The sequence below is a fragment of the Metamycoplasma subdolum genome (genome assembly GCF_033546815.1).
Taxonomy (GTDB): domain Bacteria; phylum Bacillota_I; class Bacilli_A; order Mycoplasmatales; family Metamycoplasmataceae; genus Metamycoplasma; species Metamycoplasma subdolum.
The window spans coordinates 172,666-196,755 of sequence record NZ_CP137846.1; the positions used below are offsets into that span (position 1 = coordinate 172,666).

Here is a 24,090-nt window from a genome sequence, read left to right on the forward strand (position 1 = left end):
AAATGGCTCTTTTTTGTATTGCTCTTAAAGACAAATTTATAAGCTCAAAAGTGTTTTTTTAACGCTTTTGGGCTTTTTTAAAAAGGAGGTTTATTTTGAACAACAAAACAATTGGCAAAAGTATGCAAAAAGACTTGGCTTTGAAAATAATAATTTTCATTATTTCTTGTTTTTCAATTATTGCACTAGTTGCCATGTTTAGTTTTATTCTGAAAAAAGCTTTCCCTGCTATGAAAGTAAATTGAAAAACAATTTTCTTTTCAAGCAATATTCGTGAAGGATATGGAATTTGAGGCTCACTTGTAGTTAGTTTAATTACTAGTATTGGCGCTGTTTTAATTGCTTTGCCAATTTCAATTAGAATTGCCATTTTTATTAGATATAGGTTAACTAGATTTGGAAGATTTTTTAGAGTAATTATTGACATTCTAGCTGGTGTTCCAAGTATTATTTATGGGGTTTTTGCCTTAAATTCATTAGGCAAACTTTCTGGTTTTATTTCAGGTACCAAAACGAATATTACTATCTTTAATGCAATCATAATGCTTGCAATTATGATTATTCCTACTATGGTTTCACTTATCACTAACCAACTTTATTTAGTTTCAGATAAACAAATTGAATCATCGGTTGCACTTGGAAATACTAAAACTAGAGCAATTTACACCGTTTCTTTAAAATCAATCAAATCAGGAATTTATGTTGCAGCAATTGTGGCCCTTGGCCGGGCAATTGGTGAAACAATGGCAACATCAATTCTATTAAATGCTACAACTCCAGCTAATCCTTTTGAAAAAGGATTCGGACTTTTCAATGAAAGTTATAAATCACTTGCAACAGCAATTGCTGGCTTTATGTTTACAGATAGTAGTGACGAAACTGTTGTTGAACATGCTTTTGCTATGGGATTAAGTCTTTTTATAATTGTTATGATCTTAGTTGCTTTAGTTACAAGACTTTCAACTAAAAAAACAATTAAAGTTAGACGCCCTTATTCTAAAAAAGATGCAAAATCCATTATTTTAGATACAATTAAACTTCCTTTTACATGCATTTATTATGTTTTCCATTATATTGGATTTGCAATTCGCTTTATTTTAACAAATATCTCTTATGCAATAAGCTTACTTTTCAGGCAAATTGCTGTGAAGGTTTTTAAAATCAAAAAAGAAAGACATATTCATAACACTAAAATTTTTCATCTTTCAATGTGCTGATTTTTTGAAATAATTTGTGCTCTTTTAGTCACTTCAATTGTGCTTTGAATTTTAGTTGATATTATTGCAATTGGTGCTCCAAAACTTCAATCTTGAGACTTCAATTACAAGCGAAATGGAATAATGAACTCTTTGATTTGGACGCTTCTTTTAATTTTAATAACTATAATTTTAACTTTCCCGCTTGCTTTATTTACGGCACTATTTCTGGCCGAATATGCTAAGGATAAATGGTACGGAAAACTTATTAAGTTTTTCCTTGACTCACTCGGAGGAACTCCAAGCATATTGTTTGGTATCTTTGGTATGGTGATGTTTTTAGAAGTTATGAATATCAAAGGAACGGCAAGTACAAGTTTAATGGCAGGTTCTTTAACGATGGTTTTGGTTATACTTCCAACTTATACAAGAAGTATTGAACAAGTTATTTCAAATATACCACAAGAACTTCGCGATTCGTCTCTTGCTCTTGGAGCAGGAAAATGAGAAACTATTAGAAAAATTGTTCTTCCCTTAGCAATCTCAGGAATAATTTCAGGAACAATTTTATCAATTTCAAGAATAATCAGTGAAACTGCCCCTATTTTCTTAACACTAGGTATGACTTTTAATCCAAAATATGGACTTTTAAATCACGGTCAAACTCTAACTACTTGAATATTAGAAAATCAAGTTCATGGAATTACAAGCATGGAACATAGAATTGGCCAATCTTATAAATTTGCTTTTGTAACAATATTTATAATCACGCTTTTAATAATATTCTCATATAGCATTGAACCGATTATGAATCTTATTAAAAGCAAAAGGAAAAAGAGATTTAATAAAAACATTTTAAAACTTGAAGAAAAAGAAGAAAAAGTGGAGGTTAAAAATGGATAATATCTTTGAAGTAAAAAATCTTGATTTTTATTACAATAAAAAACAAAATCATGCTTTAAAAAACATTAATATCAATATTCCAAAACATCAAGTTACAGCCTTTATTGGCCCAAGTGGATGCGGCAAAAGTACATTCATTAGATGCTTTAATTTAATGAATGATTTAATTCCTAATACAAACATTGAAGGTGAAATTATTTTCAATGACATTAACATAGTTAATCGTAAAAAAACCTTTGGCGAATGATTAAAATCGCTTTTTAAAAGAAATAAAAACAAAGACAAAGATAAAGAAAAAGAAAAGACAAAACCTGCACAAAAAAGAATTTCTCCTATTGAAATAAGAAGTAGAATCGGCATGGTTTTTCAAAAGCCAACACCTTTTCCAATGTCAATTTATGACAATATAGCATATGGGCCAAGAAGCAACGGAATTAAAAATCCAAAAGAACTCAATGTTATTGTTAAAGAAGCGTTAGAAAATGCTGCTCTTTGAGAAGAGGTTAAAGATAGACTTGGAGATGATGCTGCAAGTTTAAGTGGTGGCCAACAACAACGTCTTTGTATAGCACGTGCTATTGCATTAAAACCTGATGTTTTATTAATGGATGAACCAACTAGTGCACTAGATCCAATTGCAACTGCCAAAATTGAAGAATTAATTGATAAACTACGTCAAAACTATACAATTATTATAGTTACTCACTCAATGCAACAAGCAGCAAGAATTAGTGATTTAACCGCCTTTTTCTACATGGGTGAATTAATAGAATTTGATAAAACAAGTGTAATCTTTACTAACCCGAAAGAAAAATTAACAGCTGATTATATCAACGGAAAGATGGGGTAATTTATGCCAAACTCAATTGTAACAAATGAAATTTTAAGAATCAAACAAAGAATCATTAATCTTTCAAATTTAGTCCTTTCACAACACGAAAAGGCTTATAAAGCTTTAATTGAACATGATGAAAAACTTGCTAAAGAAGTTATTGAAGGTGATTTGAAAGTTGATGCTGAAATGGATGGAATCAAAAACGATATTAGCTTTGTTTTAACCAAAGAACCTTTGGCTAAATATTTAAGAAGATCAGTTTCTTATTTAATAATCTCAAAAGAGCTTGAAAGGCTAGGTGACTATGCAAAGCATATTGCTAGATTTATTATAAATATTCAAAAGCCAAGTGCAAGTTCAATTAGAAGAATCAAAGATATTTATGACGCTGTTTTAAACATGATGCAGGAATTAAGCGACAACATCAATGAAGAAAGAAATGAAAGAATTTTGAAATTAGTTGAAAATGATGATTTAGTGGATACTAAAACACTTGAAGTCAATCGCGAATTAATTGTTTCTTTTTCAAAAAGAAAACACACAGAAGAAGAAATCAGCGAACGTGTTTACTTGCTTAATCTAGTAAATAGTTTAGAAAGAGCTGGAGATCACATCGTAAATATTTGTGAATCTTTATACTATATCATTAATGGAAATTATATAAAGTTGTAAAATAAAATCACAAGGAGGCAAATGACCGAAAAATTTTCAATATGACTTTTAAATGATGATAACTTAGAAAATCTAAAAGAAAAGTATTTAACATCTTTTGCCTTCAAAGGATTAGAAAAAACTGAAAACAATTTAAATACAAATGAACTGCAATTTCTTTTTGAGGGCAAAACTATTTTAGTTAGTTTTGATAAGCTTGATTATGAAGAAATTTCACAAGCAACTGTGCCAAGCATTGTCACGCTTGCTTTTTCTCATGCAAAACTTTTATCAGATGAACCGATTGATGAAGACAATCAAACTAAAGAAAAAGTTCAAAATTTACTTCTTTTAAGACTCAATAACTTTTTCTCATATATTCATAATAATGATGCTTATAGCAAATTTACCCAATTTGATGTTTTTTATCTAGTATCTTATATTATTGAAGGTTTTATTAGAAATCATTTGTTAATAAACGGAAACAAAAGAATTACATTCACCCTTTTATTATCATTGCTTTTAACATTTACGAATTTAAATATTAAATTAGATTCAAATAAAAAAATGACAAGCTCAAGTATAAAATATGCAAATGAGATTATTAAATTTGTTGAATTAGCTCATGACAAAAATAATAGTGATGATATTTTAGATAATCCTGTAATTGAAGCGATATTAAAATTTATTTTTGAAAATTTTATAATAAATATAGATAAAATTTAGGCATGGAGGAATTATGGAAACATTAAAAAGCAAAAATATTAAAAAACAAAAGTATGCTGACATTAAAGAATTTGTAAAAGAAATGGAAGCAAAATTTAGAGCATACGAAAAAAGTGATGCAAAAAAATTGGCTGACAAAGTTGTTGAAATTTTAGCTAAAAAATAAATTTTTTATTTTTATAATTCCAAAACTTAATCATCCAATCTTCACTTTATCAATAATTATAAAAACTGAATAAAAAAAGACCACACGACACAACACTTCTTGATTTGGCTGCTATATCTCTATCCTGACCAGGTTACTAGGTTATTGTTCTTGTGGCTTTTTTATTATATCATAAACCCTTTAAAAAGTAGGCCTTGTTATGAGATAATTAGCCAATATAAACTTATTTATTTATAATTTAACTAGGAGAAATTTATGGAAAAACAAGTCGGCAAAGTTTATGTTTTCAGTTATGGTACTTTACAAGATGAAAACTTTTATAAAAACATCTTTTCACCCGAAACTAGAAAATTTAAAGCAACATTAAATGGATATGCAAAATGCATGGATGAAACAAATTATTTCTTAATAAAAAAAGATATCAAAAGTTCAGTTGTAGGAACAGTTTTTGAAATAACTAGTGATGAACTTTTTGCAATTGATAGATGAGAACTTTTTCCTCAATATTCACGCTTTTTAGAAACAGTTTATCTTGAAGACGAACAAGACGTGCTTGAGGAAGTTTATGTTTATACAAAGTTAGAAATCGGAAAATATGCCATTGTTCCAAAAGAGTATTTAAACTCAAAAGACCCAAGAGAAAATGAAACAAATTTAAAATCTTTTTTAGAAATTGAAAAACTTTCAAAAGACCTTCCAATTTTTGATGGCATCTTCTTATTTGAAGCAAGCGATGAACACTTTGAATTAATTGAAAAAATGTCTCATCCTTACTTTGCATTAATTTTTACTAATAACAAAATTGATGAAAAATCACCAATATCTTTAATATTAAATACAACCGCAATTTGCATTGAAGATTCAGGCAAAAAATACATCGCTTTAACAATATTTGGCAGAAAAGATTTTGCAACTGGTGTTCATTATTGATCAATGTTTTTTGATGATGAAATAAAAGATAATTTTGAAATTAAATTAACAAGTTTAATTTCTCAATTTAAAGATGTTGATAAAAGTTGATTTTCTAAAGATAAATTAAAATATATATTAACTTATACAAAAAATAAAGAGCCTAAACAAAAGAAGCTTGAAATTGGAATTTTTCAAAAAGCATTTAATGTACAAACTAATATTTTTGAACTTGATCCATTTGAACGTTTCAACCGACTTTTAACCATTTTCTTTGACTATAAAAAGGCAAAGGACTTTTAATGAATTTAACCAAACAAAGAATTATTGATGAGGTTCCTGAAAAACCGGGTGTTTATTTTTGAAAAAATAAACAAGGTGAAATTCTTTATATTGGAAAAGCAGTAAATTTGAGAAAAAGAATGCTTCAATATTTTGATCCAAAAATGCAAAATTCTTTTAAAACGCCTTCTTTAAAAAAACTAATTTATGATTTTCAAATTGAAATAACCTCTAGCGAAAAAGATTCATTTATTAAAGAAAGAAATTATATTTATCAATACAATCCAAAATATAATGAACTTTTTCCAATAAGATCTAGTTTTCCCTATCTTTCTTTGCATTTAACTAAAAATAAAGGTCTTGAAATTAAAATAAAAGAATTTAAAAAAATGAAAAATACATTTTATTTTGGACCTTTAATTAGTAACAAAAAATATTCTGAATTAATAAAATTGCTCGAACATCTTCTTTGCTATCAAGATGGAACTTTAATTCAAAATAAAGACTATGATTTTTGAAAACAAAAATTTGAATGAGGCAAGAAATTATTAACTAATCGTCTTGAACTAAAGAAAATTTTAGACTCAAGAATTAAGTTTTTTAATGAGCAATTATTATTTGAAGAAAGCAAGAAAAATCAAGATGTTTATGAGCTATTAGAATTCAATAAACAAAGCCAGACCCAAATTTTAAATTCCGGCATTAATCAAGATGTTTTTGGAACTTTTTCAAATGATAAAACCTTGTGTATTTTTATTATTAAATATGTGCTCGGGATCCAAAGTAGAACTGAATATTTTGTACTCAATATTGTAGAAGATGAAGTTGCGACTTTCAATAATTTTTTACATTGATATTACAATCAAGTTAAATTTGCAGACAAAATTATTTTAGAGAAAAAATGAAAAGAATTTAACTTCAATTTTCATGGAGATAATATTACTTTTGCTGAAAATAAAAAACTTGAAACTCTTGTTCTTACTGCAAATGAAAATGCAAAACATTACATTACTAAAGAAACAAAAGATCCTTTGATTTTTGATAAACTTGCTAAAGTTTTAAATATTCCTTTAATCAAGGGAATGGTAATTCTTGATAACTCATTTCAATACAATAGCAACATAGTTAAAGGTGCAGCGTTCTATCTTGAAAATTCAAGATTAATTACAAGCCTCAATCGTCATTTCAATCTAAATCAAGAGAATGGGAAATCCGATAGTAGTTACATGTATCAAAACTTTAAAAAATATATTCTTGAACTTTCTAGAAATAACAAAAAATATAAAATTAGTGTTATTTTATGTGACGGCGGAATGATTCAAATCAATGCTGTTAAGCAAGTTTTAAAAGAAGAAAATCTTCAAGATGTTAAAGTTTTTGGATTAGTTAAAAATAAAAAACATGAAACTGAGAAATTAATTGATGCCCAAAATAATGAAATAAAAATAAATGATGCTAAAGTATTTAAATTTTTAAGTAACATTCAAACCAAAATTGATGGCTATGTTAAATTTAAAAGAAATGTTAAAAAGAAAAAACTTGAAGAAAGAAATGAACTTGAGAATATTGATGGAATTGGCAAGAAAACAATTGAAAAATTAATGAGTTATTTTGATGGTGATCTTTCAAAAATCATGAATGCTTCAGAAAAAGAACTTTGCAAAATAGTTGATAAAATTAAAGCAAAATCTATTTATGAATATTTTCTAAACAAAAGGTAAAGACTTTCACAAATGTGAAAGTTTTTTAACAAAAGGCTTAATTTAAAAATAAATGTATTAAAATAAATAAAGATTTTATGGAGGCTTAAATGTTAGAAGTAGTAGGACTTAGCAAAATATTTCCAGACAAAAAACTCTTCACAAATGTAAATTTAAAGTTTTTGCCTGGAAATGTTTATGGAATTATCGGTGCAAACGGTGTTGGAAAATCAACATTTCTTAAAATTTTAAGTGGTGAAATTGAAGCTAGTGAAGGCAGTGTAATTAAAGATAAAAATTCACGTTTAAGCGTACTTTCTCAAAACCAAAATGAATTTGATGATTATATTGCAACCAATGTTGTTATTATGGGAAATAAAGAACTTTATGACCTTAATTTAGAAAAAAATGCTATTTATGAAAATCCAAATGCAACAATGGAAGATTATGAAAAGGCAAGTTTGCTTGAACAAAAATTTGGCGAAATGGGCGGATGAAATGCTGAAAATGACGCTCAAACTTTACTATCAAATTTAGGAATTGCTAAAGAAAAATGGAATGCTAAAATGTCAACTTTAAAAGCAAGTGAAAAAGTTAAAGTTTTACTTGCAAAAGCACTTTTTGGCAACCCTGATGTTTTAATCATGGATGAACCAACAAACAGGCTTGATTTAAAAACAATTAAATGGCTAGAGAACTTTTTAGCAAATTACGAAAATATTGTTATTGTAGTTAGCCATGACTCTGACTTTTTAGATGAAATTTGTACCCATACAGTTGATATAGATTATTCTGAAGCAAAACTTTTTGTTGGAAATTATTCTTTCTGAAAACAATCAAGTCAACTTATTTTAGAAATGAGACAAAAACAAAACTTAAAGAAAGAAGAGCAGGCACAAAAACTTAAAGAATTTATCGCTCGGTTTTCAGCAAATGCTTCAAAATCAAGACAAGCAACAAGCAGGAAGAAATTACTTGAAAAATTAGTTATTGATGAAATAAAACCATCATCAAGAAAATACCCTTTCATTCGTTTTGAACTTAATAGAGAGCCTGGGAAACAAGTACTTTCTGTTGAAAACTTAGGTTATAAAAATGAAAAAGGTGAATGACTTTTCCAAAATGTTTCCTTTACCTTAAAACAACATGACAAAATGGTTGTGATTGGTGAAGATGATATTGCAAAAACCAAACTTTTAGAAATTATTAATGGCGAGGTAAAACCTACTACTGGACAAGTAACTTGAGGAATAACAATTAAGCCTAATTACTTTCCAAATAATAATCTAAAATTCTTTCAAAATAATGAGACAATTTTAGAGTGAATTAGCAAATGACCATTGAATAATTCAACACAAGAAACTAAAGATAATTCAGATTCAAGAATGAGATCATTTTTAGGAAGAATGCTTTTTTCAAATGATACCGTATTTAAGAAAGTTAATGTGACAAGTGGTGGTGAAAAAGTAAGGCTTATGTTTTCTAAAATTATGCTTGAAGAAAGTAATTTTTTGAGTTTTAACCAACCATTAGATCACCTTGATAGTGAAGCAATCGATTCATTCATTGAAGCAATAAAACTTTACAAAAGTTCATGCATTTTTACAACATATAATAGAGCATTTATTAAAGAATGTGCAAACGTAATTTTAGAAATAAAACCAGATGAAAGTTTTCTATTTTATGGAGCACTTGATGAATATGAAAAAGCAATGAATTATTAAAAAAATAAATATATAAAAAAAGGAGAAAAAAATGAATAAAATTGATGAAAAATTAATCAAAAAATTTGAACAAAAATACTTAAAAGATACAAAAAATTTAGTAGTAGAAAACGCTATTATTAAAAACGGAATTAGAATGGCTTCAATCAATAATGAAGCAGTTAAAAAACATACTTTTAATTTCTCAAATGAAACAAAAATTGGATCGATAACTGACCAAAAATTTTCAGGTCGTTGTTGAATTTTTGCTGCATTAAATGTTTGCCGTTCAAAGATAATTGAAGAACTAAATTTAGAAAGTTTTGAAATTTCACAAAACTACATTAACTTTTATGATCTTCTAGAAAAGGCTAATGTTTATTTAAACTTTATTGATAAACATTTACAAGAAAATAAAAAGATTTTACCAGATGACAGACTTTTTAGACTTTACAATGATGTCTCTGTCCCTGATGGCGGATATTGAGAATTCTTCGTAGCAATTATTGAAAAATATGGTGTTTGCCCCAAAGAATTTATGATTGAAACTTTTGAATCAGAAAAGAACCATGATTTATTGACTCAACTTGATTGAAGAATGAAAGCTTATGCTAAAAAAATGGAAAAGGCTTTCAAAGATAATTTAGATCTTGATGAAATCAAAAAAGAAGCTTTAGAAGATGCTTACAATATTTTAGTTAAATCACTTGGCCACCCACCAAAAACATTCACTTTAGAATACTATGACAAAGATAAAAAATTCCATCGCTTAGATGAAATGAGTCCAGTTGAATTTTATAAAAAATATGTTGGCGAAACTTTGAAAAATAAAGTTGATTTAATCGCTGATCCGCGTGATAAATTTCCAAAAAATAGATTACTTCACTCACAATACATTAAAAATGTTTATGAAGATGATGGAGTTAATGCAATCAACATTAGTTTACAAGATATGAAGCAAGCTTTGATTAACTCAATAAAAGATGGAAATGCTTGCTGATTTGGATGCGATGTTTCTACATTTTCACATACAAAATTAGGCATTTTAGATCCAAGTCTTTATAACTATGATTTAACCTTAACAAAAACTCCAGAATTTTGTAAAAAAGATCGTTTTGAAATGCGTGCAAGTTTAATAAGTCATGCAATGAATATGGTCGGAGTTAACCTTGATAAAGATGGTAAAGCTTTAAATTGAAAAGTTGAAAACTCATGAGGTGAAGAAGTTGGCAAAAAAGGTATTTTTTCAATGTCAGATGAATGATTTGATGAATATAATTACCAAGCAATTGTTGATAAAAAATACTTACCAAAAGAAGTTTTAGATGCATTCAATAAACCTGTTATTGAACTCGATCCTTTTGATCCAATTATTTAAAACTAACCTGAACTAGCAAAATTTTTTGCTAGTTTTTATATCTTAGTTTTTTACCTATTTTTTTTAATAAAAAATACAACCTTTTCTTTAAAAATATACTTTTAATAATTTAGTAATATTAACTTACTTTTATTATTTAATCTTTATAATTTTAGTAAAATAAAAAGATAGTAATTTAAAAGAGAAAAACATGATCGGAATAGACTTAACGAATATCAAAAGATTTGAAAATCTAAGTTTAAATGTGATTAAAAAAATTTTGCACAAAGATGAATTTAAAGAGTTTGAAAAAACTAATGATAAAGCAAAATTTTTAGCAACTCGTTGAGCAATCAAAGAAGCAATTTTTAAAGCTGACAATCAATTCAAAGATTTTAGTAAAGTTTTTCTTAAAAAAGATGAAGAAGGAAGATATATATTTCTAGATTTTGAAATTTCTACTAGTAAAGAAGATGACTACATTATTGCAATTGCAAAAAAATAAGGAGAAATTATGAAATTAAAAACACGTTTGTTTTGACATTCTGGAGCACTTTTAAGTGCCTATTGTGGCTTAAAAGCAAAAGCTAGAAGAGCAAAAAGAATGCCTGATTTTTATTCAAGAATTGAAAAAACAAACTATTTCCAAAAACAAGCAAAGAAAGCTCTAAATGCTTATGGAATTAAATTAAATGTTAAAGGTTTTGAAAATGTGCCTGATAGTGCATGCCTTATAATTCCAAACCATTCAACATATTTAGACCCAATCATTATGGCTTATGCTCTTTCAAATCGCGGCGATGGTGAAAAAACATCAAAAAACTTCAATTTTTTAGCAAAAAATGAAGTTGCTAAAAAGAAAGGCATTAAACTAATTGCTGAATATATTGAAACAGTTTTCATTGACACAGCAAATCCTCGTGAAGCCGTTAAAACCTTAATTGAGTTTGGGAAAATTGTTAAAGAAAATAAAACTTGTGGAATTGTTTTTGCTGAAGGTACAAGAACTCGCGATGGAAAAATTGGAACTTTTCAATTAGGAGCATTCAAAATTGCTCAAGCAAACTTTTTACCAGTAGTCCCTGTTACTATAAATAATGCAGTAAATGCGATGGATAAAAATCGTGACGCTATGCTTGAAGTTGAAGTAATATTCCATCCAATGTTAAAACCAGCACAATTTCAAACTGTTGAAACTAAAGTTTATGCCGACTATGTACAAAAAATAGTTGAGAAAGACTATAAAGAACAAGTAATAACTTCACCAGAAACACAAAAAAATACTTATTCAAAAAGAGATTAGATTATGCCTGAAGAATTAAAAAAACCAACCGTTAGAGAAATTTCAATAAGTGAAGATAAAGAAAAAGAAAATGTAAAAAATGCCGGCGAAAAGCATACTTTTCACCTTGCCAATTTCAACGGACCTCTTGATTTACTAGTAACGTTAATTAAAGAAAAAAATGTTAGCATTTTTGATGTTGACCTTGCCGAACTTGCAAGTCAATATCTAGAAATCATTAAAAACATTGAACCTTATGAATTTGACATGGCTAGTGAATATTTAGTCATGGGTGCAACTTTGCTTCAACTTAAAGCAAGAATGTTACTTGCCGATCCTGAAGTTGAAGAAGAAGTAAAGAAAGAAAAGAAAAGATTACTTGAACAAATTGCTGAATATCAAAAATTCAAAGAAATTAGTCAAGTGCTTAAAAAACAAGAAGAAATTAGACAAAACTTTTATACTAAAGATCCAGAAGAAACTGCTGAATTTGAACGTCCAATTGATGCAACGGTGCTTGAAGGACATGCAAATAGTTCAAGGCTAGTTGTTGCAATTAGAAAAATGTTTGAAAGAGTTTATGCTGAATTAATTCGTAACGTTACTATTACTACTATTGCTATTTCGCCAGAAGAGCAAAAACAAAGAATTATTCAACTTTTTAAAGGGAGAGATGAACTTGAATTTCAAGAAGTTTTCAATGTTCCATCAACAGGCCACTTTGTAATAACATTACTAGCAATTTTAGATCTTGCTAGACAACAAATTGTTATAATGAGGCAAGATGAAGATGAAGGACTAATTTATTTCAGAAAAGGAGAAATGTATGAAGAATAAAATTATTGAAGCTTTAATATTTTTTCAAGGTTCAGAAGGACTAAGCTCTGAACAAGTAAAAAATGTTTTTAAATTACAAACTGTAGCAGAAGCAAGAAGAGTATTAAAGGATTTTATGGCTGAATTTAATAAACTAGATCGTGGAATCAAAGTTCATGAATTCAATGATAACTTTAAATTTTTAACTGTTGAAAGTGTGAAACCTTATATTCAAGATTTAGTAACAGCAACTAGAAGACAAAGTTTATCAATGGCATCAATGGAAGTTTTGGGAATAGTTGCTTATAAACAACCGGTTACTCGTTCAATGATAAGTAACATCCGTGGTGTTGATTCTAACTCAATTGTTGCTAATTTACTAGCAAAAGGAATTATTGAAGAAGTTGGAGTTTCACCTACACCTGGAAATCCAATTTTATATGGAATTACTAATAAGTTTTATGACTATTTTAAAATCAAAACTTTAGCTGAACTTCCCCCATTTCCTGAGTTTAATCAATACTCAAATGAGGAAGAAGAAGGCGAACTTATTGATAAAGAATTTAACTTATTTGATTCACAAAGACAAGATACTAACAATGATGGTATATTAATCGCTGAAGCGGGCGATAATGATTAAAATTAAAGCCAAAACTAACGATATTGGCAGAACACTTTTTAAATTTTTAGTAAAAATCTTGGATAATGTTCCAGTTTCAAGAATTGAAAGAATTTTTAGACAAAAAGATGTTAAAATCAATGGCTTAAAAACAAATGATAAACAATACAAAATTCAAGAAAACGATGAAATTTTAGTTTATGGAATTACTGAAGCAAACAAAGAATTTGTCTTGCCTAAAGCAGAAATTTCATTTAAGCTAATTTACGAAGATAAAAATATTTTAATTATTGATAAACCAATAAACATTGCAATGCATAGCGAAGAAAATTGCCTTGATTATCAAGTTTTAAAATACTTAAATTACAAAAAAACTAGTTCATTCATCCCAGCTTCAATTGGAAGAATTGATAAAAAAACTTCAGGTTTAGTTGTATATGCTAAGAACTATGAAACATTAGTAGAATTTGATGCAAAAACAAAGTTTTTTGACAAAGTTTATCAATTTGTAAGTGATTTTAATGAGAAAAAATTAGATATTACAGTTCATCTTAAAAAAGATATTGATAATGAAAAAATGGTAGTTGATAAAACTTTTGGTGTAAAAGCAAGAACAATTTTTTGACAAGAAAATAATAAAAAATTTGCTCAAATATTGACTGGAAAAAAACATCAAATTAGAGCAACTTTACAACATTTAAATTGTCCAATTTTAGGTGATTTAAAATATGGCGGAAAATTTGCAAAAAGAATGTTTTTACATTCCTATTCAATTACATTTCATTCATTAAGTGAAAAATTTAAAGAATATAACGAACAAACTTTTATTGCACCAACTAAATGATAAAAGAGGTTAAAATGAACGATGAAAAATTTAAGAAATTAGCTAATGATTTGCTTTTTGAACCAAGCGATGAAATTATCAAAATGGCAAAAAAACTTCTAAGTTCAATTGACAAAGAATTAAAAAAACTTGATGAAATTAATCTTGATAATGTTAAGCCAATGAGCCATATTTCAGAAAAAAAATTAAGCTTTGATTTATTAAGAGATGATGTTGAGAACAAAGAATTTTTAATCAAAAAAGAAGATCTTTTAGCAAATACATCAAAACATAATGACGATTTTGTTTTAATAAAGAAGGTAATCAATGAAGCATAATAAAACAGATTTAAAAAAAGCTTTAAAAAATCTTCTAGAAGATAAAAATCACGCCATTTCTTATGTTTACAAAGATGCAAAACTTAAAGATCAAGGAAGCTTAAAAGGTTCAATCTATACTTTAAAAGATAACTATGCAACCAAAGATGCAATTTCACGTGCTTCATCTCTCATTTTAGAAAATTTTCAACCTCATTATGATGCAACTATTAGAACACTTTTAGACAACGCAGGAGCAACCTTAATTGCTAAAACTAACCTTGATGAATTTGGTCTTGGCGGAAGTGGCGAATATTCAGCATTTGGACTAATAAAACATCCAAAAAATGACAAACATTTAGTAGGTGGTTCTTCTTCAGGAGCTGCAGCAACTTTTTCAGATGAAATAACTTTTGCAATTGGATCTGATACTGGAGATTCAGTTAGAAAACCTGCATCAAATATTGGAAAAGTAGGCTTTAAACCAAGCTATGGAGCGATTAGCAGATTTGGGCTTTTTGCCTTTGCAACTTCATTAGATACAGTAGCTTATTTTACTCATAATATTTATGATGCTGCCTTACTTTCTTCAGTTCTTTTTAAGCAAGATTTAGAGCATGATCTTTCATCTGTAAAAGTTGAATTTTCGGCAAAAAAAATTAAGTCAGTTAAACCTAAAACTATTGCTTATTTAGATTGCTTTGATTTACTTGAAAAATCAGTAAAAAAAGCATATGAAAATTTAATAAAAAAACTTGAAAAAGAAGGTATTAAACTTGCTAAAATTAAGCCTGATGAAACCCTTTTAAATTCTATTGATGTACTTTATAAGGTTATCGCTTTTTCTGAAGCGAGCTCTAATTTAGCAAACCTTGATGGACTTAAATTTGGCGTGCAAAAAGAAGATAAAGATTGAAGCCAAACTTTTATTAAAACAAGAAGTGAAAAACTTGGAAAAATGGTTCAATCTAGACTTATTTTAGGAAGTTATTTTTTAGAACATAATAACCAAATAAAATACTTTTTAAAAGCAAAAAAAATGCGCCGTTATTTAGCAAATTACTTTACAGAAATTCATACAAAATATGACCTTTTTATTTACCCTGCTTCTAATGACGTTGCACCATTAATTGGCAAAGAATACAAACCAAGTTACATGGATTTTATTTTAACAAATTCAAACTTAACTGGAAATCCTTCCATCACTTTTAAGCTTGGCGAAAATGAAGAAAAACTTCCTTTCAATATTGCTTGTGATGGGAAGATTTATGAAGATCAGAAACTTTTAAATTTTGCCTTATATATAGAAGAAATTTTAGGAGGCAAACATGATTAAAAATGGCTGAGAAATGGTGATTGGCATAGAAATTCACCTTGAACTTAATACCAAAACTAAAATGTTTTCACCTGCTTTAAATTCATTTGGCGATAAAGAAAATACTAATGTTTCTTTTATTGATTTAGCATATCCTGGAACTTTGCCTTTAGTTAATAAAAATGCAATCATTAAGGCAATAAAACTTGCAAAAGCTTTAAAAATGGAAATCAATAAAATTGTTCGTTTCGATAGAAAAAATTACTTCTATCCTGATCTTACAAAAGGCTATCAAATTACTCAACAATTTAATCCAATTGGGACTGATGGGACAATAAAAATTAAAGTTGATAATAATTGAAAAGAAATTGCAATTGAAAGAATTCACATGGAAGAAGATACTGCAAAATCTATTCACGATAATAAGTTAACTTATCTTAATTACAACCGTTCAGGTGTGCCTTTAATTGAAATAGTTTCACGCCCAGTTATAACAAGCGGAAAAGAAGCATGTGCCTACGTTGATGCGATTAGACAAACTGCTTTAGCCTTAAATATTTCAGATGCCAAACTTAATGAAGGAAGCTTAAGAACTGACGTTAATATTTCAGTTAAAAAAATAGGCGAAAAAGAGCTAAGAACTAGATGCGAAATTAAGAACTTAAATTCGCTTGCAAATATTGCCAAAGCTATTGATTATGAAGCTAACTTGCAAATTGAAAAATATGAAAAAAATGAGCCTGTAATTCAATGCACTAAAAGGTTTGATGAAGACAAGTTACAAACAAGTGTTATGAGATTAAAATCTGATGCAATTGATTATAAATATTTCCCAGATCCAAACCTACCTTACATTGAACTTACAGATGAATTAATTAAAAGTGTTGAAATTGAAGAACTTCCTTTTGAAAGGGAGCAAAGATATGTTAAAAATAATCTAAATAATGTTCAAATTTCACAACTTTTAAATAACTTAGAGTATGCAACTTATTTAGATAAAATCCCATATAAAGACTTCAAAAAATCAGCAAATCTTTTCTTCTCAGATTTAGTTGCTTACTTAAATGAAAACAAACTCTCAATTCAAGATTTGAAAATAAAAGAAGATGAATTTGCCATTCTTATATCTTATGTACAAGATAGCAAAATAAACAAACAAAATGTTCAAAAAATTATTGATTTAAAACAAAAAAATAGTGAAAAATCAATTGATAAATTAATCAAAGAAAATAATTTATTTGTTGAAGTTAAAGTTTTTTCTTCAAAAGAAATAGTGGATTCAATTTTTAAAGAAAATGCAACTATTGAACAAGAAGCTGACAAAAATTTTGATAAAACTTTAAAATTTATTTTAGGTCAAGCTATGAAGAAAACAATGGGAAAAGCTAATGTTAAAGAAATTGAGACTTTGGCAAAAGAAAGGTTAAAAAAATAAATGAGCAAGAATAAGCCTAACTGAGAAGACAACGATCAGTTAATTAGAGTTAAGAAAAAAAGTTCCGTCTTTGAAAAAATAATCAAGGCGATTATTTATGGCATTCTTTGAATTGCAATTCCTCGTTTTGTAAAACAAAACAAGGAACAATCAAAGGACGTTGTTTCAATTGCTTATGATAGGCTTAACTCTAATGAATTTAAGTTTATTCCTCCAGGCTATGCTCTTTATCTTTTCTTATCTTTTATTCCGATTGTCTGTATTGTAATTAGTGTTTTAGGAGCAATTTCACCCAAATATGACATAGTGGTTAGATTTATTATTTTAGGGAAAATAATTCCTGGAATTGAAAGCACTATTCCTAATATGGGACTTCTTTGAAAAGATCCTGCTCAAGCTGCTGTTTTAGTTCTTTTTTTCGTATCAGTTATCTGATTAACTAGTGGCGGTTATAGTAAAATGATTGGTTCAATCAACGCACTTTATGATTATAAAGGTGGAAACTCATTTTTCAAAAATAGACTTAAAGGAATTTTGCTTAGTCTAATTGTTACCTTAATTTTGACACTTCTTTTTATGGCAGCAACTGGACTTATGACTTTTTTAATTGAAAAAGCAAATTATGGTGTTTTCCCTGCTGATTTAACTAAAATTACCAATGCCAAGGACTTAAATTTAACAGTTGAATTTTGACTTGTTTATTATTTCTCATTAGTTATCTTTTTGCCAATTGGAACTTATTTAGGCTTCTTGTTTTTCTTCAGATTTTCACCAAACTTTAAACTTAAATTTCAATATATTCACCCAGGAGCTTTAATTTCTGCTATTCCAACAGCATTTTTTGTGCTTATCTTTGGTTCACTTACTTCAATAATTAACTATAATAAGTTTGGACCAGTTGCAACATTTATGTATTTATTATTACTATTAAGTTATATGTCATACTTTATTTACGCTGGTTTGATTGTTAATGCAAGCTTTTATAAAAGCTTCATTAATGAACCAATTTTTGTAAGAAAAAAGGTGCTTATTCAATAAAAAGAAAGGAAAGAAAATGCGAGAAGAAAAATTGCCTGGCGGCTTAAGACATTATCTTCGTTGAGCAAGAATTCAAACAGGCTTAACAACGCGAAAATGAAACTCAAAAAGAATTGCTTTTGTTTCAGTTTTAATTGCAATTAGCGTTGTATTTTTCATTGTTTCTGTTAGAATCATTCCAATCTCAGCACTTCCTTCTTTTAAGTTCAGCTTTATTGGGCTCCCTGTTAAAATCACTGGATTTCTTTTTGGACCATTGGTTGGAATTATTACTGGTGTTTTAGCCGATTTAATATCCTTTGCTTTGGTTCCAACTTACTACCATTATTTATATACAATCGTAATTTCAATTTCAGGTTTTATTCCTGGCCTTTGTGCTTACTACTACTTTAACTTGAACGAACTTTTATTTTCAAAGAAATATCGTCTTTTCAAGTTTAATCAAATAGTTTCTTATTACAAACGTCAATATGACGATGCTTTAACTAAGCAAAATTATGAAGATATTCAATATTTTAGTGAACAAATTGCTAAATTTCAAGTTAAAGTTATTGCTTTAGAAGCTACAACTAAACCAAAGGCAATGATTAATTTTAGTTTTATATCAACTCTTGCTCTTTTAGCACTTCAAATAACTTTAACTTTAGTAATTTTTTCAAAATTAGATCCAACAATTTTCGAACACAACCGTTTTATTAAAAATAAAGACTTTTATTTATTCTTGGTTATTTCAGGTCTTCTTGCAATGAGCGTTGCATTAATTTTTTATCGTGTTTTTGTCAGAAAAAGATTTCAACTATTTTTAGAAATAATGGCAATAGTCAGTTTTTGTGCAATACTTGAATTTATTAATGTATTTTTACTAGCTTGAGCTGATACTGAAACTTTAAAAACTGACTTTTTTGTTAACTTAACTGGGCAAGCAATTACTAATCCAATTAAGATATTCTGAAACCTTGCCATTATTTTAGCAACTTACAAAATAGTAGCACCTTTAGTTAAATCAAGGGAAGGAGATAGATTTTAGTGGCTAAGAAAATAATGAATTCTTTGAGAGTTACTAATCTCTCAAAGATTGTTTATGAAAAACAAAATCCTAAAATTGCAATCAATAACCTTTCTTTTTTAGCTAATCAAAACAGCATAGTAGGTTTTTTGGGTAAAGATAGTGAAACTAAAAACTTAATTTACAATCTTTTAACAAACAACTCTTTACCTTACAGCACCTATTTAGGTTTTATTGAATGCAAAATTGACAATCATTACTATTTATGTAAAGACACACCCTTTTATTCAAAAGGGTTAAGTTTTGGTTTTGACCATGAATTCATTAATAACAATGAAGATACTTTATTTCAAAAACTTTTAAATTACTTTAAACAAAATAACGTTCTTCAAATTGGTGTTCAATCATTTCTTACGAGTTGAGAAAAATCATTTGAAGATTATCGCATTTTACTTGAAAATAATTGTGCCAAATACTCATATGAACTTGAACTCAAAAATGAAACAAGTCTCAATAAAATAAGTAGCACTATTCGTAAAATTCATGAAAAAACTAAAGACTCTTTCTTTCACTTAAGTTTTATCGAAGAAGATTTAAAAACAATCTTATCTCAATTCAAAAATGTTCTTTTAAACTTTCAAAATTATGAATATGAACTTATGGAACTTGCATATGCTATTAATAATAGTTATGATCAAAGTAAATCATTTCTAAATCAAAAAGATTATATTGAAGCTAGAAATAATTATGAAAGTTTAAAAAACAAATTCTACAAATCTTATGATTTGAAAAAGATCATAAAACAAACTAAAGCTGATCAAATTAATAAGATAAAAAACGAAGTTTGATATGAACACAAACACGTTTTAAAATTATTAAAGAAAACATGCGAAGATTTAGTTTTAAGATCAAATATAAGCAAAATAAAATTTAAAAGTACAGACAATCCAACATCATTTATTTTTAATTACAAAAACTACATTTTATCTAAAAAAATACGAAATTTTATTAACAAAAACTTAGTCAATTTATCTTGATTTACTAGAAAGAATTTTACTAACTTTTTATCCGACATAAACCTCTTAAAAAACACAATTTCAAATGAAATTAACTTAATTTCAACGCAACAAAATTGAAGAAAAATTGCCAAAGAAATTGATTATGTTGTAAAACACAACTTTAGTTTAAAAGTTAGTCAATATGAAGGAATCATTAATCAAAATAAAGAAGATTATTGAAACAAGATTGAAGAAATTTATAATCAAGAAGTTCAAGCATTTCAAGGCGAACAAGGTTTAATCACTCTTGAAAAAGTAAAAATTGCTGAAGAAATTTATTTAAACGCTAAGCATGAATATGAATGAAATTTACGTTCAGTTGGTAAAAGACTTGAACATAAAACTCTTCAGATCCGTTATAACTTTGATAAGCTTGTAAATAAAAACAAAAACAAATTTTCTATTATTGCAAACTTTCTAAAAACACTTTCTAATATTATTCAATCATATAGCAAAAGCGTAGATGATAATAGTGAAAAAAGAGTAAAAGCAACAAGCGAAAAAATAAGAAAAATAATACCAACAATAAGAGAACAATTCAATGATTTTTTGAACTTCACACAACTATTTACCAATGGCAAAATTGTAAGTGAATCAATGCTGCAAAAATTTATTTCAAAATCACTATTTTATACAATCTTAAAAAGGGCAAATATATCTTTAGACAAGTTGAAATTCAAAATTTCAGACCTTACTTTAAATGAAAGAATTAATATTGAAATTGAGAAGATTTTAATTAGCAAACCAAGTCTTATAATTGTTGGAAATGAAATCAATATTTTAACTCAAGAAAAACAACTTGAAATTTTAAGTAAACTAAATAAATATGTTCTTGAAAATCATATTATTGGAATTTACTTTTTAAGTGATTATAAAGTTGCTGAAAAAGTAACGACTCAACTATACATAGTAAATAATTCAAAGGTTATTGAAGAAGGATCAACTCAACAAATTATCAAAAATCCAATCAACCCCTTGGTTAAAAAAGAACTTCAACATCATGATGAACAAACTATTAAACTTTACAATGAATATATTTCACATAATGATAATTTTGAAAATATCAACTGTTATCAAATTGACGAAAATCACTTTATTTGATCAACTTATTCTGAACTTAATAAGTGAGTAAATGAAGGAAACCTAAAAAACGAAAAACTTAAGAAAATTTTTATCGTTACGACCGATAATTTATTAACAAGCAAAACTACCCAAATTAAAAACAAAGAAACATTTGAAGAAACTACAATCTTTAGTTTAGAAGGACTTGAATTTGAAAAAGGAGATGATGAAATGGATAAACAATTCAATCACAAACTAGTTGAAAAAGGAAGAAATGAAAAATGAATTAAAGCAAAATTTTTCATGACCCACGATATTAATAAAAAACCATTCACAGTCATCTTGCCTCCTCCAAACGTTACCGGAAAACTTCACATAGGACATGCACTTGATACATATATTCCTGACACCATAATTAGATATAAAAAACTTCAAGGCTATGATGTTATGTGAGTTGCCGGAAAAGATCATGCCGGTATTGCTACTCAAGCCGTTGTTGAGAAGAAGCTAAAAGAGAAAGGCCTAACAAAATATGATCTTGGCAGAGAAGCATTTATTAAAGAAGTCTGAAAATGAAAAGATGAATTTTCAGACAATATTACTAAACAATGAAATAAGTTAGGTTTAGCACTTGACTTTGAAAGTGAACGCTTTACTTTGGATAAAGATGCTAACGAAGCTGTCTTAAAGGTATTCATTGATTTATATAATGATGGATTAATTTATCGTGATACAAAACCAATAAATTGAGATTGCAAGTTTGAAACAGCACTTTCAAATATTGAAGTTGAAGCAAAAGAAACTAAACAAAAAATGTATTACATTAAATATCCAATTCAAGGAAGCAAAAGTTTTCTTGAAATTGCCACCACAAGAATTGAAACTATGTTTTCAGATGTTGCAATTGCAATACATCCTGAAGATCCAAGAACTAAAACTTTATTAAATAAAAAGATTGTTCATCCTTTAACCAAAAAAGTAATTCCAGTTATTACTTCAGATTTAATTGATATGAAATTTGGAACTGGACTTATGAAAGTTTCAGCTCATGCTATGGATGACTTTGAAATTATTAAGCATAATCATTTGCAAATTATTGAATGTATTAACAAAAAAGGTAAGTTAAATCAAAATGCTATGGAATTTCAAGGCTTAGATCGCTTTGAAGCAAGAGCAAAAATTGAAGAAAAACTTAAAAAAGAAGGTTTTTTAATAAAAACAGAAGAAGTTATTTCCAGTGTTGGTTGCTCAGAAAGATCAAAAGATCCAATTGAAATCTTAGTTCAACCTCAATGATTTGTCAGAATGAATGTTTTAGCCAAAAAACTTCTTAAACACTTCGCTTCACCTGAAGCAGTTAAATTTGTGCCGGAACGTTTTGGCCAAGTTTTAACAAAATGAATGGAGAATGTTTTAGATTGAACAATTAGCCGTCAAATATGGTGAGGACATAGAATTCCTGCATGATATAAAGACGATGAAATAAAAGTTCAAATTGAAAGTCCTGGCGAAGAATGAACTCAAGACCAAGATGTTCTTGATACTTGATTTAGTTCGGCACTTGCTCCATTTGTATTTTTAGGTTGACCTCAAAACTTAAATAAGATCAAAAGATATTTCCCAACATCGCTCTTAGTTACGGGAGTTGATATTATCTTCTTCTGAGTTGCAAGAATGTATTTCCAAAGTTTATATTTTATGGAAGATAAACCATTTGAAAAAGTTTATATTCACGGGCTTGTACGAGATAATGAAGGCAGAAAAATGTCTAAATCTCTTGGGAATGGTGTGGATCCAATTGATATCATTAACCAACATGGATCTGATGTTTTAAGAATGTCATTAGTGTTTAATTTATCACCAGGTCAAGACTTAAATTATGGCGAAGAAAAAATTAAAACTGCAAAATTATTCTTAAACAAATTCTGGAATATCGCAAGGCTAATTAAAGGCATCAATGTTGATTTAACAAAAGCTTATGATTCATCCTTAAATGATGAGTTTGATTTATGAATTATTGATAAGTTTTTAACCTTAAAATCAAGCATTGATAAATCAATGGAAAATTATGAATTTACCTTGATTTTCAAAAGCATACAAACATTTATAATGAATGATTTTTCAGGCTGATATTTAGAGTTTTTAAAACTAAAAAATAACAACTTTTTAATTCATATTTTATTTAGAGAAATTCTAATTTTATTACATCCATTTATGCCATTTATTACTGATTATTTATTTGAAAATATGTATGGCGAAGAACTTCTTGAAGCTAAGAAAACTTTACTTTCTCTTCCTCAAGAAAATACAAAAATTGTTAAAGTTCAAAAATTAATTGAACTAATTACAACCTTAAGAAAATATAGAGAAGACAAAAATATTTCTAAATCAGAAACACTTTATTTCTTTGCAGATTTTGGTCTAAGTTATGAAGAATTAAATATTATTAGAAAACTTGCAAACTTTGAAATTAAAGAAAATAATGACTTTGTAATTAACCTTTCATTTGGCAAAATTAAAATCAAACAAGATGAAAAACAAAAGAAAAAAGACATTGAAGCACTTAATAAATTAATTGAATTTTCTAAGCAAGAAATAGCATTCAATGAGAAACTTTTAAATAACAAAAACTTTATTTCAAAAGCAGCAAAAGATAAGATTCAAGAGAAACAAGATAACCTTAAACTTCACCAAAAAAATCTTGAAACTTATGAACAAGAACTAGCTAAAAAACTTGAACAAAACAAAGAAAATAAATAAAAAGAAAAAGTTGGAAAACAAAGCCAGCTTTTTTATTATCCAAAATTTCAAAAAACATTTAAATTTAAGAGTAAATTTGGAAAAAACAATTCAATAAATTTTTAATTAATTAATCTTCACTTTTTTCTTAA

20 protein-coding genes and 1 other RNA gene are annotated in these 24,090 nt (G+C 27.5%); 20 read left to right on the plus strand and 1 reads right to left on the minus strand.

Annotated elements, in window-relative coordinates:
* Positions 1–95 precede the first annotated feature (95 nt).
* From pstA to R9C05_RS00730, 5 genes are read left to right on the plus strand one after another with little or no spacing between them, the layout of a single operon-like run.
* Positions 96–2,099 carry a phosphate ABC transporter permease PstA gene (gene pstA, locus R9C05_RS00710; protein WP_121940957.1) on the plus strand — a complete coding sequence of 668 codons (2,004 nt, stop codon included), beginning with the start codon at positions 96–98 and terminating at the stop codon, positions 2,097–2,099.
* Positions 2,092–2,949, plus strand: a complete 858-nt coding sequence (locus R9C05_RS00715; protein ID WP_121940958.1) for a phosphate ABC transporter ATP-binding protein — start codon at positions 2,092–2,094, stop codon at positions 2,947–2,949. Before pstA ends, R9C05_RS00715 begins: the two co-directional genes overlap by 8 nt.
* A 3-nt stretch (positions 2,950–2,952) precedes the next feature.
* Entirely contained in the window at positions 2,953–3,606 is a 654-nt protein-coding gene (phoU, locus tag R9C05_RS00720) for a phosphate signaling complex protein PhoU (protein ID WP_121940959.1), read from the plus strand.
* A 21-nt stretch (positions 3,607–3,627) separates the two neighbouring features.
* Positions 3,628–4,311, plus strand: a complete 684-nt coding sequence (locus tag R9C05_RS00725; RefSeq protein ID WP_121940960.1) for a Fic family protein — start codon at positions 3,628–3,630, stop codon at positions 4,309–4,311.
* Between the two features lie 13 nt (positions 4,312–4,324).
* Complete coding sequence (locus R9C05_RS00730; RefSeq protein WP_170141533.1) at positions 4,325–4,477, plus strand: hypothetical protein; 153 nt, start codon at positions 4,325–4,327, stop codon at positions 4,475–4,477.
* A gap of 69 nt (positions 4,478–4,546) precedes the next feature.
* Here the strand turns inward: R9C05_RS00730 and ffs are convergent.
* Positions 4,547–4,640: signal recognition particle sRNA small type (ffs, locus tag R9C05_RS00735), an RNA gene on the minus strand.
* Between the two features lie 92 nt (positions 4,641–4,732).
* On the opposite strand from ffs, the gene R9C05_RS00740 reads away from it, so the two are divergent.
* The 15 genes from R9C05_RS00740 (at position 4,733) to R9C05_RS00810 (ending at position 23,959) form a co-directional block, all read left to right on the plus strand.
* Entirely contained in the window at positions 4,733–5,689 is a 957-nt protein-coding gene (locus R9C05_RS00740) for a gamma-glutamylcyclotransferase family protein (RefSeq protein ID WP_121940961.1), read from the plus strand.
* Entirely contained in the window at positions 5,689–7,389 is a 1,701-nt protein-coding gene (locus R9C05_RS00745; RefSeq protein ID WP_121940962.1) for a GIY-YIG nuclease family protein, read from the plus strand. The genes R9C05_RS00740 and R9C05_RS00745 overlap by 1 nt, the downstream gene beginning before the upstream one ends.
* 89 nt (positions 7,390–7,478) lie before the next feature.
* The gene (locus tag R9C05_RS00750) at positions 7,479–9,092 is read left to right on the plus strand and encodes an ABC-F family ATP-binding cassette domain-containing protein (protein ID WP_121940963.1); all 1,614 of its coding nucleotides are present in this window, start codon (positions 7,479–7,481) and stop codon (positions 9,090–9,092) included.
* 31 nt (positions 9,093–9,123) lie between these two features.
* On the plus strand, positions 9,124–10,449 hold the full coding sequence (locus R9C05_RS00755; protein WP_121940964.1) for a C1 family peptidase: 1,326 nt from the start codon (positions 9,124–9,126) through the stop codon (positions 10,447–10,449).
* Between the two features lie 190 nt (positions 10,450–10,639).
* On the plus strand, positions 10,640–10,933 hold the full coding sequence (locus R9C05_RS00760; RefSeq protein ID WP_121940965.1) for a 4'-phosphopantetheinyl transferase superfamily protein: 294 nt from the start codon (positions 10,640–10,642) through the stop codon (positions 10,931–10,933).
* Between the two features lie 9 nt (positions 10,934–10,942).
* Positions 10,943–11,731: a lysophospholipid acyltransferase family protein gene (locus tag R9C05_RS00765; protein WP_121940966.1), complete on the plus strand. Its 789-nt coding sequence runs from the start codon at positions 10,943–10,945 to the stop codon at positions 11,729–11,731.
* Positions 11,732–11,734: 3 nt separating this feature from the next.
* Positions 11,735–12,547: a segregation/condensation protein A gene (locus R9C05_RS00770; RefSeq protein WP_121940967.1), complete on the plus strand. Its 813-nt coding sequence runs from the start codon at positions 11,735–11,737 to the stop codon at positions 12,545–12,547.
* Positions 12,537–13,166, plus strand: coding sequence for an SMC-Scp complex subunit ScpB (gene scpB / locus R9C05_RS00775; protein WP_121940968.1), 630 nt, complete (start codon positions 12,537–12,539; stop codon positions 13,164–13,166). The genes R9C05_RS00770 and scpB overlap by 11 nt, the downstream gene beginning before the upstream one ends.
* Positions 13,159–13,992, plus strand: a complete 834-nt coding sequence (locus R9C05_RS00780; RefSeq protein WP_121940969.1) for an RluA family pseudouridine synthase — start codon at positions 13,159–13,161, stop codon at positions 13,990–13,992. Before scpB ends, R9C05_RS00780 begins: the two co-directional genes overlap by 8 nt.
* A gap of 11 nt (positions 13,993–14,003) precedes the next feature.
* Positions 14,004–14,306, plus strand: a complete 303-nt coding sequence (locus R9C05_RS00785) for an Asp-tRNA(Asn)/Glu-tRNA(Gln) amidotransferase subunit GatC (RefSeq protein ID WP_121940980.1) — start codon at positions 14,004–14,006, stop codon at positions 14,304–14,306.
* Entirely contained in the window at positions 14,296–15,621 is a 1,326-nt protein-coding gene (locus R9C05_RS00790; protein WP_121940970.1) for an amidase family protein, read from the plus strand. Before R9C05_RS00785 ends, R9C05_RS00790 begins: the two co-directional genes overlap by 11 nt.
* The gene (gene gatB, locus R9C05_RS00795) at positions 15,614–17,035 is read left to right on the plus strand and encodes an Asp-tRNA(Asn)/Glu-tRNA(Gln) amidotransferase subunit GatB (RefSeq protein WP_277870188.1); all 1,422 of its coding nucleotides are present in this window, start codon (positions 15,614–15,616) and stop codon (positions 17,033–17,035) included. Before R9C05_RS00790 ends, gatB begins: the two co-directional genes overlap by 8 nt.
* A complete protein-coding gene (locus R9C05_RS00800) occupies positions 17,036–18,073 on the plus strand; it encodes a YhjD/YihY/BrkB family envelope integrity protein (RefSeq protein WP_121940971.1) in 1,038 nt (345 codons plus the stop codon).
* 16 nt (positions 18,074–18,089) lie between these two features.
* A complete protein-coding gene (locus R9C05_RS00805) occupies positions 18,090–19,100 on the plus strand; it encodes an ECF transporter S component (protein WP_318613931.1) in 1,011 nt (336 codons plus the stop codon).
* Positions 19,100–23,959: a valine--tRNA ligase gene (locus R9C05_RS00810; RefSeq protein WP_277870189.1), complete on the plus strand. Its 4,860-nt coding sequence runs from the start codon at positions 19,100–19,102 to the stop codon at positions 23,957–23,959. Before R9C05_RS00805 ends, R9C05_RS00810 begins: the two co-directional genes overlap by 1 nt.
* The last annotated feature ends 131 nt before the right edge of the window (positions 23,960–24,090 follow it).